The organism is Rhodococcus erythropolis R138 (assembly GCF_000696675.2).
Taxonomy (GTDB): domain Bacteria; phylum Actinomycetota; class Actinomycetes; order Mycobacteriales; family Mycobacteriaceae; genus Rhodococcus_F; species Rhodococcus_F erythropolis.
Map to the genome: position 1 here is coordinate 1232143 of NZ_CP007255.1, position 12985 is coordinate 1245127.

Here is a 12985-nt window from a genome sequence, read left to right on the forward strand (position 1 = left end):
GAACCTGTGAACGATGTTTGACTCGACGTGGCGACGGTGGTCATGGCGCGCCGGAACGGCATCGGCCCTGGCAGTGGCCTTGTTTGCGGTGGGGTCGCCGGCTGGTGCGCAGGAGACCGTCGACCTGGCCGACGTGTTCAACCCGTTGGTCGTGAAGGCACTTCAAGGCGCTGATATCTCTACCGAATTGACGCCACTCGGGCTCTCGTCCGACGATCCGTGGTTCGACGAGCCCGAAATCGAGCCCGGCACCGCCCCCGGAACTCTTCTCAAAGCGCGTCAGGTCAGTGTTCAGGTCTACCAGGTTCGGCCGGACGTGGTCTCGGCTCACCAACTCATGTACACAACCACTGATCACTTCGGTCGCCAGGTGATCAGTACCGGAATTCTGATGATCCCCGAGGACGGAACTGCGCCAGGCGATCGCAAGATCATCGGATATGCCGAAGCGAACGACAGCCTGGGGGCGAACTGCGCACCAAGTCACCAGTGGACCGGCGGCAATCAGAGCGACCCGGCGATGTTCTCGGCGCTCGGCCCGGTGGCCCAGATGTTCGGTCACGGCTGGGCAGTGATGATGAGCGACGTCGGCAACGACGGCGACACTGCTCCCCATCCGTTCTCGATCGGACAGTTCTCGGGCAAGGCAACGCTCGACGGCGTTCGGGCAGCACTCGCGCTTCCGGACGCCGGCCTCGAATCAGACACCCCTGTCGGCATCTACGGTGTCGCCGGCGGCGGTGTCGCAGCGGGCTTTGCCGCGGAACAGGCGCATGACTACGCGCCGGAACTGAACGTGCAGGCCAGCGCCATCCAGGCGATGATGATCGACCCGGCAACCTTCGAGGAGACGGCGGCCGGTGGGATCGGTTCCGGCTTCGTCTTCTCGAGCATTCTCGGATTCGACGCGGGCTACCCCGACGTTCGGCTCGACGATCATCTCACTCCGATCGGTCACAACGTCGCCGCAGCATTCCGCGCGTCCTGCCAGGCGCTCTACCTCGGACTCCCGTTCGTTCCCTTCGACGTCCTGCTCACCAACCCGGCGCCCCGAACGATCCCGGCACTGGCCGCGGCGTACGCGGACAACACGTTGGGAAAGCAGGCGCCGGCTTCGAAGCTTCTGATTTCTTCCTGTGAGGACGACTTCCTCGTTCCCTTCAGTGAGGCAGAGCAATTGGCGCAGACATATCGAGCAGACGGCGGCGACGTGGACCTGCTCCCGTCGCAGTGCGGGCCGCTCGATTACGTGACCAACCTGTACAAGACGGTGACCGATCAGCTGGGTATGCAGGACATCGCCTGGCTGGCGAAGACGTTCGACGAAGCCGAAGGGAAATGAGTATGCGGAAGTCTTTGACACGCAGGGATTTCGCGCGCACAGTTCTCGTCGCTTCGGCAGGCATCGGCGGTGTGGTCGTACTGGGTGGCCGGGCGTCTGCGGGTACCGGTGAACTCGACAGGTACCTCGACCTGGAAGCGGTGAACGCAAACGCCGAAGCCGCGGGGGGTCTGCATCCTTCACTGCCGTCGGATTCCGCGACGCTGCGGAGTTTGGTCGATACCGCCCGAGCATCGGGAGTGGCTCCGCACCGCTATCAGACACTGCTCAAGCAGTACTGGCTCGCAGTCGGGACGGAGTCGGCAGGTATCGATCTCGCTTCGTGGACTCCCTTCGACGGTGTGCACGCGAATCTCGGAAACCTCACCAACACCTTCCAGTTCTACGAGCGACTGCAGCTCGAGCATCAAGAACTGCAGTGGGCAGGCATGGGCGGAATGGTCGGGCCCGCTTTTGCCGGTGGACTCCTCGACTTGGACTACGGGCGGGTTGTGCTGGAAGTCCAAGCGATCAGCGAAGCGATGGCACTGGTGTGGCGAGAGATCGACCGCATCGGATCGCCGGTCGCAACGTCGATGGGAGCACCCGAGGACGTTGCGGCGCTTCTCCAGGTCGGCCACGACATCCGCCCCGAGGACGTGATGTGGTTCCAGGGGAAAGTGATTGCGATGAGCAAACACATCTTCTCGGATCTGATTCCCATGCACATGGCGTGGGTTCACGACGGTGTCGACGGCATCGCCGAACTCGATCGGGCAGGGCTGCTCGACGAGAACGCCCGTATCGCGTGGGACAACATTGCTTCGGGGACACCGGAGTCGGTCTTCGACGGCAATGTGCGTCTACTGCGCCGTGAGCAGTACCAGTCGGTGGGTGATCAGTGGGACGAGGCGAAGGCCTACCGCGGCAGCGTCGGACGCTCGTTGACCTACCTGACCACCTTCGCCGCATCACCGTCCATGCCTGGCGTCGTACCGCCGCGTGAGTCGAACCCGCTCTCGTTCGCGGTGGGCAATGCCGTTGTGCAAACACCGCTTCCGGACTTCAACTGGGCGGACCGGGACGGTCGTTGGACCTACATCAACGGTCAGCTGCTCCCGGTCTACAACAACCTGATGAACAATCAACCGGAACTGTGGCGAGCGACGCTGGCAGCGCCCGTCTCCGTTCGGATAACCGAGCAGAGAATGATCGCTCGCTTGCCGGACATGTTGCGGTCCATGCTGGCAACTCTGGCGATCACGGTCAACTGAACTCGGCGGTGGCGGGGCCTCGGGGCTCCGCCACCGCCGTGAACTCCTGGGTCAGGCCTGGCTCAGCTCCGCTTGCATACGTGCGGCGTCCTTGCCGACAGTGCGAGTGGCCAGGTAGATGAATACCGCAGTGAGCGCCAACATGATCGGCACGAGATACATGGCCGAGTTCAACCCGTCGCCGGCGTACTGAGCCAACTTCCCGGTACCGGCATCGGCAAGCGCGCGCTTGGCGAACCAGTCCGAAATCGCGCCCACGGCAACTGGTCCCGAGAATCCGCCGAGAAGATACATGGCAGCGAAGAACAACGCCGTCGCAGTGCCTCGGAGCCTGGGAACCACGACGTCGTGAATGGCAGGGTAGACGCTGATGTAGAAGCCGTAGGCCAACAACCACCCGGCCGAGAACAAGAGCGTGAACATCACGACGTTCCCGCCGTGCTGCAACAGTGCCAGTGCCGTCAAAGGTGCTGCCAATGCCGAGGTTCCGACACCGATCATCAACCGTGCGCGCGGTGAGCGTGCGCTTGCCTTGTCAGCGTAGCGAGCGCCGAGAAGCAATCCGATCAGGCCCGTGATTCCGACGATGATGCCGGTGACCGATGCCGCAGCAGTCAGTTTCAGGTGGTACTGGCGCATCAGAAGCGGGACGACAAACGAATTCACTGCGTAGGCGGCGAAGTTGAACGTCAGTCCGGCAAGGATGAGCCAACGAAGCGTGGGAATTGCGAGCAGACGACGGATCGGACGGGTGATCGGTGCCTGTGAAACAGCGGCTGCGCGGGCCTCCGGACTTTCGGAACCTCCACGAACCGGATCTGCCATGCGGTAGAGCACGACTGCCAGCAGGACACCGGGAATCGCCGCGAGGAAGAACGGTGCACGCCAGCTGTCGAATGCCTCGGCGATCTTGCCGACGGTGAAGTAGGCGAGCATGAGGCCAATCGGCAAACCGAGCATGAAGACACCAAGTGCGCGTGAGCGTCGTTCTGCCGGGTAGATATCACCGATCATCGAGTTGGCTGCAGGTGTGAAGGTCGCTTCGCCCACACCGACGCCTAGACGCGCGAGGATGAACAGCACATAGCTGCCGGCGGCACCGGTTGCTGCCGTCAGTCCGCTCCACACCAGGAGTCCGATCCCGATGATCTTGGGACGGTTCTTCGTGTCGGCCAACCGGCCCAGAGGCAGCCCTGCGACTGCGTAGACGAGGGTGAATGCAGAGGTGATCAATCCCAATTGCAAGTCGCTGAGCGAAAACTCGTTCTTGATCGGCTCGGCAACGACCGAGGGGATCGCCCGGTCGAAGAAGTTGAGCATGTTTGCGAGAAACAGTGCGACGAGTGTGCCGCCCAGAAGTTTGTCGCGTGTTCCGACAGGGGCGCCGTCGATGGACGGCAGCGGCGGAGCGTCTCGTTGAATTGACATGATTGTTCCACCCTTTTCGCGAGTGCTGAATGAATTGTGTTGGGGGAGAGGCTCAGGACAGAGCGTCGGCGACGGTTTTGCCGATCGCCTGCATCCCGGCCGCAGTGGGATGCAGTGGAACCGCCGGCTGGGCAGGGACGATTCCGGTGTAGTAAGCAGTGGCAGGGTCAGTGCAGATGTCATGCCCGGCAGTGGCTTCGGTGATGTCGATGTACTCGACGCCGTGACGGGCCGCCCTTGCTGCCATGACCGTGTTGCCGTAGTCGATCACACTCTGGAGATAGTCGGCGTCGCGCGGCCAGAACGGCTGGGTGCCGGGGCAACCGTCGGGGGCGATGTATGTTCCGTATCCGATCACGACGATGCGCGCCGAGGGCGCCCGGTCGCGAACCGATTCGAGCATGGAACTCCAACCTGCGGAGGCATTTTCGACCAACTGTCGCTGTTGGTCGACGCCGCCTGCGGTGAACTTGTCACGGCAGGACGTTCCGGTGGGTTCGGGGAGAGGATTTACGCAGCTCAGAACTGTCGGGAACAACGAGATGTCGTTGGCGCCGATTGTGATGGTGACGAGGTCGGTATCGGGCCCCAATGCTGTTTCCTGCGGCGGTACTTGACCGGAGAACGTCGATTGTGCGGTGTCCGTGACGTTGGCGGATCGCGCCGACGAGCAGGTCACATCCGTGAGGTGAGCGTCGAGTCTTTGCGCCACCACGGAAGGGTAGTTGTCGAGTGATCGTAGGCAGCCCGGCGCCGATGAATCTTGTTCGGCGACCAGCGGGCCGGCCGCCGCGGAATCGCCGAGAGCGACGTATTGGATGGGGCTGGCATGCGTTTCGGCATGTGACACACCGGTCCCGAGTGCCGCGATCGAACCGGCAGCCACGACGCCTGCCAGAATGGCTGCGCTGTGCGTTTTCCACGTCACTCGAGGCTCCTATTTGGTCGAAGGTGGGACTTCCAGGTACGCCGCTGATTGTGAATTCGAGAGTGGCGTGGGTTACATAGTGATAGGAAAAAGGCAGGTCGGCCTTGTGGTGGCAATTCAATTCTGTGGAGGGTTTTGTGTCAGGAAACAAAGATCTGCCGTTCGAACCGATAGTGGTTGGCGGCAGATCTCTAGCCGACCGATTGGCGCAACGCACCCATCCGCTGGTCAATGCGACGGTCGATCTGGTCCACCGCGACGTCACCTTCTACCGGTTGCTTCCGGACGAGGCGTTGCGTAACGACGTGACGACCATCGTGAGGCGAAATTTGGAACTGTTCATTTCGATGCTCCGGACGGGCGCAGATCTGGCGCCCGAGTTGCTCGCCGACATCAGCGAATCGGCTCGTCAACGGGCGCAGGAATTGGTTCCGCTCAGTGAGGTACTGCGCGCATATCACCTGGCAGCAGGGTTGTGGTGGGAGACGATCAGCGAATGGGCGGTCCCGGAAGACGGTGTTGCACTTGCCCGCACCGGACGACTCCTGAATGCATACACCGCGGCCTCCACGTCCGCGGTTCTTGCCGGCTACGGTTCCGACCACGCCACCCAGACGGACGAGGATTCGGCGCGAAGGTCCCTGTTCGTAGCACTTTCGACGGGTGTCGACGTGGATCGCGTCTCCGACGAGGTGGGAATCAGGTTGGCGCGCCTGTACTGGGTGGTGGCTCTGCACGTCGAGCGGAATGACGACGAGTCCTCGACCGAGGTGGACACTGCCGTCGCCGAGCGGAGGAAGGTGCGCCACCTGCAACGAGAGCTCGATCAGGTGGGACGTGACAAAGCCCTCGGGGTGCTCGGGAGCAGCGGCGGAGCCGTACTGATTCCCATTGTGGAATCGGAACCCGCAGAGGGAAACTGGGCGTCGAGTCCGCAGTATTTGTCATTGTGTCGACGTTTGGGTGATCTCGAGAAGGTCATCGGTGCATCGACGGTTGCCGCTGTACACGTCGCGGCGCCCACGGCAATTCCAGCGGCCGTCACGCAGGCGCGCGAGGTGCTGAACGTTGCCCGAAAGTACGGACGCACCAGTGGGGTCGTCCGTCTCGAGGATCTTGCAGTGGAGTATCAACTGACCCGCTTCAGTGCTGCGCTGCCGATACTCGCAGATGTGTTGTTGCCGTTGGAGTCCGATAGCGCGGTACTCGAGACGCTCGAATCTTTCATCGACTCCGGATTCGATCGAGCCGCCACCGCCCGGCAGCTACACGTACATCCGAACACAGTGGTGTACCGCCTGCGAAAGGCGAGTTCCCTGACGGGACTTGACCTGTCGTCTCCGAAGGATCTTGTGCAAGTCACCATGGCGCTGGGAGCGCGTCGCGCAATCGGTATGGAGGCGGACTCTTCCCAAACGTGATGCGTCTGTGGTTCTCGGTGAACGAGCCGGAGGGCTGGCGATCCGGTGGGGAGACATGGCCAGGCGCCGTATGTCGGGCCACCCACACACGGTTCGGGTGGTCCGCCCGTCGACGACCCGGCAGAGCTTGTCGGTTTCGCGAACCCTGAATTGATCTTCGACAACTCGGCCGGGACGGGGCGGGCGGGAACACCTGGATGCAACATCGTGATCTGTGACAACGAATTGTTGCCGTTCCGCGTTGTCAACGTTCTCGGTGACTCTGCTGCTCAGATAGGTAATGCGGCGGGCGCGTCGATACGAGATGCTGGTAGATGACGGTTTCGAACCCGAATTGTTGCCCAATATTTATGTTTAGTCTGTGTGACGGTCAGTGAACAGTAAATTTGAGTCAAATGATGCAACCGTGGCGAAATGTTCGCTACCGTGTGCTGGACAACCGACAATCTGGGGGTTCGGCTACATGGCAAATGTTCGCAGGTCTGTGACGAAGGGATTGATCGCTGCTTCGGTGATCGCCGCAGCTGGCGTGGGCCTTTCGCCGGCGACAGCGAGCGCCGACATCACACCGACCACGGTCGTCAACGGTATCTTGTCGACTGTCGGCGGCTGCCAGACGCCGGTGCGGTCTCTCATCCTTGCGTGCACGAGTGCTGAGACGCTGACGCGCCAGTCGCCCGTGCTGCTCGACCTCAACCCGGTGGGTACCAACATCGTCGTCTTGGGCGCCGGCCTCTTCGACGACGGCACGATGCGTCCGATGCTGGTCGACCGACTTCAGGCGGCGCTGCAGCTGGCTCGTCAGTACCCGCAGTCTCCGATCATCACGAGCGGTGGGGCCCCGAAGGCCGGAGTGACGGAAGCCAGGGCGATGCGCGAGTGGCTCGTCGCCAACGGCGTCGACCCGGGCCGGATCACCGAAGAAGGAACGTCGTGGTCCACGGTGGAGAACGCGCTCAACTCTGCGCGGATTCTCGCCGATCGAGGAGCAACGGGCGTGGTTGTGGTTTCGAGCGCCAATCACGTGGAACGCGCGATGGTGGACTTCCGGGTTGCAGTTCTCGGCCGGATCCCGGTCGCAGGCGTGATCGCTGCGACCTGACTCACCCAGCTGCCCATACAGTTCCGCGTACCGCCGGAATCACCCGGACGGTACGCGGAACTGTTTGTGGGTGCTACTTGCGTCGTTGAAACTCGTCGTCACCTTCGGTCAGAAGCGCAAGTTCGGCATCGATGGTGTCGGAATCGATCTCACCGGGAACGGCGATCTTCGCCAGGAGTTGCTCGTCACCACTTTCCGTCCGAAGCGCCTTCTCCCTGATGAAGGCGATCGCGATCAGACTCAACAGAGCCAGGATTCCGGCGATGAGGAAGACCCGTGCGGTGGCATCGCCGTACGCAGCGCGGACCACATCCTGGATCGCTTCGGGTAGTTCGTTGAGGTTCGACAGCCCTGCGCCGGACCCTCCGGAGGCACTCAGATCGACCCCGATTGCGCTGAGGCCCTTGGTCGTCAGATCTGCAACGTGAGTGGAGAGCACTGCGCCGAGGACGGACACGCCTGCCGCGCCGCCGAGTGAGCGGAAGAACGAGACCGTCGAACTTGCGGTGCCGAGATCGCTAGGCGCGACGGTGTTCTGAACTGCGAGAACAAGATTCTGCATCACCATGCCCATCCCGGCGCCGAGCACGAAGAGGAACAGTCCGACCCAGAACATCGGCGTCGCGTGATCGATGGTCGATAGGAGGAAGAAGCCTGCCGACATTGCGACGGCACCGGCGATCAGGAAGCCCTTCCAGCGCCCGAACTTCGTGATCATTGCCCCGGACAGGCCGGCGGAGAGCATGGAACCGATCACCATGGGCAGTGTCAGAAGACCTGCGGCAGTGGGAGAGTAGCCGCGGGCAATCTGGAAGTACTGACCCAAGAACACTGCTCCGCCGAACATTGCGACGCCGACGGCGATGCTTGCCAGCGTCGCCAGCGTGGTAGTCCGATCTCGGAAGAGGCGGAGCGGAATGATGGGTTCCTTGACCTTGCTTTCCACCCACAGCGCTGCGGCGAGCAGCACCACGCCGAGTCCGACGAGGAAGAACGACATCGCAGAAGCCCACTCGAAGTTCTTACCTGCCAAAGTGACCCAGATCAAAAGGGTGCTGACACCGGCGGCAATGAGGGTTGCACCGACGTAGTCGATGCTGACGTCCTTCTTGACGATCGGGAGGTTCAACGTACGCTGCACGACGATCAATGCGATGACTGCCAGCGGCACGCCGACGAAGAACGTCCAGCGCCAGCCGAGCCAACTAGTGTCCACGATCAGGCCGCCGATCAGCGGGCCGGCGACTGTCGCGACGGACATGACGGCTGCGATCGGTCCCTGGTATCGACCACGCTCACGCGGGCTGAACATCGCCGCGATCACGATGATCACGAGGGCTTGCAATCCGCCGAGGCCCAGTCCCTGAACAGCGCGGAAACCGATCAGCATGCCGACCGATTGCGACATGCCCGCAAGGATCGAGCCGATCGTGAACAGCGTGATGGACAGCTGGACCAACAGCTTCTTACTCACCAGATCCGAGAACTTGCCCCAAATGGGAGTTGTTGCGGTGGAAGCCAACAGCGTTGCCGTCACGACCCAGGTGTACTGATCCTGGGTGCCGTGTAGTTCGGTGATGATGGTGGGGAGTGCATTCGAGACGATCGTCGACGACAGGAATGCGACGAACATGCCGAGTAGGAGCCCGACAAGTGCCTCGATCTTCTGCTTGTGGGTCATCGGCGCATCGGTCGATGACTGAGATGGTGGAACGTCGGTAGACGTGAAAGAACTCATGAATGTCCTTGCATCGGAGAATGATTCGATCTGATCGTGCAGCGTCGGTCAGTGCGCCGCGTGGGACTCTGGGCAGGTCGAGCGTCGTAGTCGATCGAGTGCACATGCGACGTCGACGGCGTCCTCTTCGGCCCATCCGTCGAGATGGTCGATGAGTCGCTGCGCCTGGGCGCGACGATGGAAGATCAGGGTCTGGACGCCGAGTGGAGTCAAGGACAGGAGCGATGCCCGTCCGTCGTCCGGGTCCGGTCGCCGCTGAATGTATCCACAAGATTCGGCGTGTGTGATCTGTCTGCTCAGCGTCGAGACTGTCACTCTCAACTTTTCCGCCAGATCCGTCGATCTCGTGGAATCTGCGGCCGACAACTGCGAGAGGAGGGCGCCCAGTGGGTCCGGCAACATGCCGGGGGACAGTTGGCGTGAGCCGGTCGACGAAACCTCGCGGTGGCGCCGGACTAGGGCGCGAAGGTTGTCGAGGATTGCCTCGGCACTGTCGTGAGTGATCACGGCCACCCCCTCGAATAGTTGATATTTGCAACTATAGATCAAGTTGGTTGCACTGCACAACTACTTTGTTGTCAGTCCTCGGAACTGCCCAGTCGGTGCAGCAAGGCCGTCAGCGTGGTGATGTCGTCAGTTTCCCATTTTGCGAGTCGGGCGCGCCAACGATCGATCTGATGATTACGGATCGTCGTGAGCTTCGTCCGAGCCTCAGGGGTCAGGGTCACCAGCTTCGCGCGAGCGTCGTCGGGGTCGGGGATCCGTTCCACCAGGCCGAGCCGAGCTGCGGCATCAATTTGCCTGGTCAGGGTGGACTTCTCGATATCGAGCGTGGAGATCAGGTCGGACATCCGCACGGCATCGGAACGGTTCAGGATGACAAGAACCGGGTAGAGCGCCGGATCGAGTTTGGGATGAATTGCACGCGCATAGGTGCGCGCCTGGGCGCGTCCTCGTTGCCACATGTCGGCAAGTTCCATCTCCAGGCCCGTGATCGGATCTGAAACCACTGTCGTTCCCCTTTGGTGCGATTCGTTCGGTGTTCATCAAACCAGAAGGGGGGCCGGAGTGATTTGGGTGAAGTCACGCTGAGCGAAAGGTACGTTCGGCGTACTGAAGGCGCTGAACGTACCTTTCGCTCGGAAAGTGGGTGGGTCAAGCCACCGCATACGCCCGCACGCAGGTGTTCAGGTCGCGGGTGAGATCGGCCGCTGTACTGGTCGGAGAACCGAATTTCACGACGGACCCGTCGCTCCCGTGGAACAACAGCGTCGGAAACGAAGTGGCGCCGAGCCTGCGTGCCCGGACGAAATCGGCGCGGGCGGCGTCCTTCGAATCTGTGGTGAACAGGGAAGACACTGCGGCGGATGGGTCGAGCCCGAGCGATTTCGCTATGGCTCGGTAGGTCTCGGGATCGGAGAGGCTGCGACCGTCTCGGTAGAACGCGGTCTGCATGGCCCCCGCGATGTCGAGTGCGCGAGTCGGATCTTGTGTGCGAAGCGCGGCGAGTCCGATCGCAGCATCCGTCGAATCCATGACGAACCGCCCGTCAGACACCAGTTGTGAATATCCGTCACCGAAAACGGCGCCGGTCTGGGCTGCGATGGTGGCGTTGGCCGATTTCAGGTACGGAGCCGAAGACATGGGTGCGACGCGTTCACCGGTGAACAGCCCGCCGCTGACCACGGACAAGTTGATGGAATCGGCATTTTGACGGACGAACTCCGTCAAAGCAGGGCCGAAGCCGAAACACCACCCGCAATAGGCGTCGAAGACGTAGGTGAGTTGCGTCGTGCCTGCTGTTTTCGAGCCTGTCGATTGCACTGTTGATTCCTATCCGAGCGCGAACTGATTGATACTCTGACGGTATGTCGCATTCGGGTATTCGGTCACGGTGAAGATGAGTCCCGAACTAGTGAAAAACAGACAAGTACCCGTCCGGGACGTCGGGTACGCGTCTTCGGTGGCTGACGCGACCGAGATCGAAGTACTCAGCCTGGACACCATTCGCATCAACGGGGGTAGTGCAGAGTTCGTCGGCCCCCAACGCCCGCAGTTTCACTTACTCGCACTGGTGACCGAGGGTTCGGCACTACACACCATCGACTTCGTCAACTACGCGGTGAGCCCGGGGACCGTGTTCTGGGTCAGACCGGGGCAGGTGCAACAGTGGGGGCGAATCCAGGATTTCGAGGCGATGGTTGTTCTGTTCACACCCTCGTCGCTCGATGCCGTCAGCCAGCAGTTGTTGGACGGGAAGGCTCACAGTCGGCAGGCAGCGTGGCAGTTGTCCGGCGAGAACCTCGAGACCATCAGCGCAGGTATGAAACACCTGAACTTGAATTACGGTTGTCCGGATACTTCTGCGCCGGTCGTTCGCGCGGCCATTCTGCGGCACACGTTGACGGCAATTCTGTTGAAACTGACCCACCTCGGTGGACAGGAGCAGAGTTCCGTGCTGGCACACAATGACGTGTTCGAAAGGTTTCATGCCGTTGTCGAACGTGACTTCGCCACGGTCCGTTCGGTTTCGGAGTACGCCAACAAGATCGGGTACTCCGAGAAGACTGTATTGCGGGCTACCCGAGCTGCTGCCGGAATGACGGCAAAGCAGTACATCGATCAGCGTGTGGTGCTCGAAGCGAAACGTCTGCTGTCTTTCGGCACGGACACGGTCACCCAGGTGGCGTCGAAGCTGGGGTTCGACGATTCTGCGAACTTCACAAAATTCTTCGCGACCCGGGTGGGTGTTTCTCCGCTGACCTTCCGTCAGGACGTCATAGCGCGCTGAACGCCGCCCATCGCGCGTCGGCGCTGTCGAGGGTTCCGATGCTGTTCTGCCCCTTGCCATGTGCGATGCCGTCCAGATCCTGGATGATCCAGTAGATGGCAAAAGGATGGCTGCCGAACCAGAGATCGCCGCTGACGTCCAATGCGTGCGCCGGGTCGGGTGTCAGGTTGTCGAACAGTGGAGTGTTTCGCACGACGGATGCGTCGTACTGCTGCCCGGAAAGTACGGCGACGGTCTGCGCCGCATGCTCGGGTAGAAGTTCAGGTGAGACGGGCGAAATCGTGCCGGTGTCTTGATTGTTGGTCGCGTTGACTTCCGATGCAGGCCTGGTGAATCCGGCCTCGGTGACCAGTGTGGAGATGGGAGTGGTCGGTGGCACGGTGAACAGGTTTCCGCTGTAGCCGAGAAGGATCGCAAGGCTCTGGCCGGCAGCCGCGGACTTGACGTCTTCGAGGCCGGATTCCAGCTTTCCGATCATGGCGGTTGCTTCGCTGCCTCGATCGAGCTGTGCCCCAGCTTGTTCGAGCACATCACGCCACGGCGCCGAGTACGGGAGGACCAAGGTTGGCGCCACGGAATTGATCTGCGCGAACAGGCTCGGTAGTGGACCGGCATTGCTCATCAGGATCTCATCGGGTTCGACGGACGCGATCTCTTCGACTGCGGGGTTGGCGAAGAAAGTCGGCTTGTCGAGAACTTCGACGCCCTGCTCCCGCAGAATCGACTTGGCGACGTCCGATCGCAGGGTGCTGTAGACGACGGTGGGCTTCACGCCGAGTGCGAGTGCACTCAGCCCCGCGTACTCGTCGAGCGCGAGAATGCGCTGCGGTGAGGCCGGAACTTCGACGGTGCCGAGTTCGTGTGTGACGGAGCGAGTTGCAGAAGCGGTTTCGGACTCGGCGGAGCTGCTGCACGCGCTTGCGCCGGCAACGGTGAGGAGAAGCGCCGAGACGATGCCGAATGCGGTTCGGGTGGTGAACAT

13 protein-coding genes are annotated in these 12985 nt (G+C 61.6%); 6 read left to right on the forward strand and 7 right to left on the reverse strand.

Annotation, left to right across the window (positions count from 1 at the left end):
- The first annotated feature begins 13 nt into the window (after window positions 1-13).
- Together H351_RS05610 and H351_RS05615 are read left to right on the forward strand one after the other, a co-directional pair.
- On the forward strand, window positions 14-1342 hold the full coding sequence (locus H351_RS05610) for a lipase family protein (RefSeq protein ID WP_029256490.1): 1329 nt from the start codon (window positions 14-16) through the stop codon (window positions 1340-1342).
- Window positions 1343-1344: 2 nt separating this feature from the next.
- On the forward strand, window positions 1345-2595 hold the full coding sequence (locus tag H351_RS05615; protein ID WP_244891445.1) for a Tat pathway signal protein: 1251 nt from the start codon (window positions 1345-1347) through the stop codon (window positions 2593-2595).
- A 51-nt stretch (window positions 2596-2646) separates the two neighbouring features.
- Here the strand turns inward: H351_RS05615 and H351_RS05620 are convergent, their stop codons facing one another.
- Together H351_RS05620 and H351_RS05625 are read right to left on the reverse strand one after the other, a co-directional pair.
- The gene (locus H351_RS05620) at window positions 2647-4023 is read right to left on the reverse strand and encodes a spinster family MFS transporter (protein ID WP_020971108.1); all 1377 of its coding nucleotides are present in this window, start codon (window positions 4021-4023) and stop codon (window positions 2647-2649) included.
- 52 nt (window positions 4024-4075) lie between these two features.
- Window positions 4076-4951: an SGNH/GDSL hydrolase family protein gene (locus H351_RS05625; protein ID WP_029256488.1), complete on the reverse strand. Its 876-nt coding sequence runs from the start codon at window positions 4949-4951 to the stop codon at window positions 4076-4078.
- A 137-nt stretch (window positions 4952-5088) separates the two neighbouring features.
- On the opposite strand from H351_RS05625, the gene H351_RS05630 reads away from it, so the two are divergent.
- The 3 genes from H351_RS05630 to H351_RS05635 are packed head-to-tail and all read left to right on the forward strand — an operon-like array spanning window position 5089 to window position 7474.
- The gene (locus H351_RS05630; protein ID WP_029256487.1) at window positions 5089-6372 is read left to right on the forward strand and encodes a PucR family transcriptional regulator; all 1284 of its coding nucleotides are present in this window, start codon (window positions 5089-5091) and stop codon (window positions 6370-6372) included.
- 45 nt (window positions 6373-6417) lie between these two features.
- Window positions 6418-6690, forward strand: coding sequence for a hypothetical protein (locus H351_RS31870; RefSeq protein ID WP_144440100.1), 273 nt, complete (start codon window positions 6418-6420; stop codon window positions 6688-6690).
- Window positions 6691-6745: 55 nt separating this feature from the next.
- Window positions 6746-7474, forward strand: a complete 729-nt coding sequence (locus tag H351_RS05635) for a YdcF family protein (protein ID WP_029256486.1) — start codon at window positions 6746-6748, stop codon at window positions 7472-7474.
- Between the two features lie 73 nt (window positions 7475-7547).
- On the opposite strand, the gene H351_RS05640 is transcribed toward H351_RS05635, so the two are convergent.
- The 4 genes from H351_RS05640 to H351_RS05655 all read right to left on the reverse strand — a co-directional run bounded on the left by H351_RS05640 (window position 7548) and on the right by H351_RS05655 (window position 11036).
- Window positions 7548-9155: a DHA2 family efflux MFS transporter permease subunit gene (locus H351_RS05640; protein ID WP_144440126.1), complete on the reverse strand. Its 1608-nt coding sequence runs from the start codon at window positions 9153-9155 to the stop codon at window positions 7548-7550.
- A 105-nt stretch (window positions 9156-9260) separates the two neighbouring features.
- On the reverse strand, window positions 9261-9719 hold the full coding sequence (locus H351_RS05645; RefSeq protein WP_144440101.1) for a MarR family winged helix-turn-helix transcriptional regulator: 459 nt from the start codon (window positions 9717-9719) through the stop codon (window positions 9261-9263).
- Between the two features lie 71 nt (window positions 9720-9790).
- Window positions 9791-10222 carry a MarR family winged helix-turn-helix transcriptional regulator gene (locus H351_RS05650; RefSeq protein WP_019745731.1) on the reverse strand — a complete coding sequence of 144 codons (432 nt, stop codon included), beginning with the start codon at window positions 10220-10222 and terminating at the stop codon, window positions 9791-9793.
- A 145-nt stretch (window positions 10223-10367) separates the two neighbouring features.
- The gene (locus tag H351_RS05655) at window positions 10368-11036 is read right to left on the reverse strand and encodes a DsbA family protein (RefSeq protein WP_029256483.1); all 669 of its coding nucleotides are present in this window, start codon (window positions 11034-11036) and stop codon (window positions 10368-10370) included.
- A gap of 139 nt (window positions 11037-11175) precedes the next feature.
- Between H351_RS05655 and H351_RS05660 the strand changes: the two genes are divergently transcribed.
- Complete coding sequence (locus tag H351_RS05660) at window positions 11176-12003, forward strand: helix-turn-helix domain-containing protein (RefSeq protein WP_029256482.1); 828 nt, start codon at window positions 11176-11178, stop codon at window positions 12001-12003.
- Here the strand turns inward: H351_RS05660 and H351_RS05665 are convergent.
- Window positions 11990-12985 carry an ABC transporter substrate-binding protein gene (locus H351_RS05665; RefSeq protein ID WP_029256481.1) on the reverse strand — a complete coding sequence of 332 codons (996 nt, stop codon included), beginning with the start codon at window positions 12983-12985 and terminating at the stop codon, window positions 11990-11992. The genes H351_RS05660 and H351_RS05665 overlap by 14 nt on opposite strands.

Excerpts from the sequence above, each read along its gene's own strand:
- H351_RS05615 (WP_244891445.1), top strand. The coding sequence starts at position 1,345 with ATGCGGAAGTCTTTGACACGCAGGGATTTCGCGCGCACAGTTCTCGTC.
- H351_RS05620 (WP_020971108.1), bottom strand. The coding sequence starts at position 4,023 with ATGTCAATTCAACGAGACGCTCCGCCGCTGCCGTCCATCGACGGCGCC.
- H351_RS05640 (WP_144440126.1), bottom strand. The coding sequence starts at position 9,155 with ATGACCCACAAGCAGAAGATCGAGGCACTTGTCGGGCTCCTACTCGGC.
- H351_RS05665 (WP_029256481.1), bottom strand. The coding sequence starts at position 12,985 with ATGTTCACCACCCGAACCGCATTCGGCATCGTCTCGGCGCTTCTCCTC.
- H351_RS05610 (WP_029256490.1), top strand. The coding sequence starts at position 14 with ATGTTTGACTCGACGTGGCGACGGTGGTCATGGCGCGCCGGAACGGCA.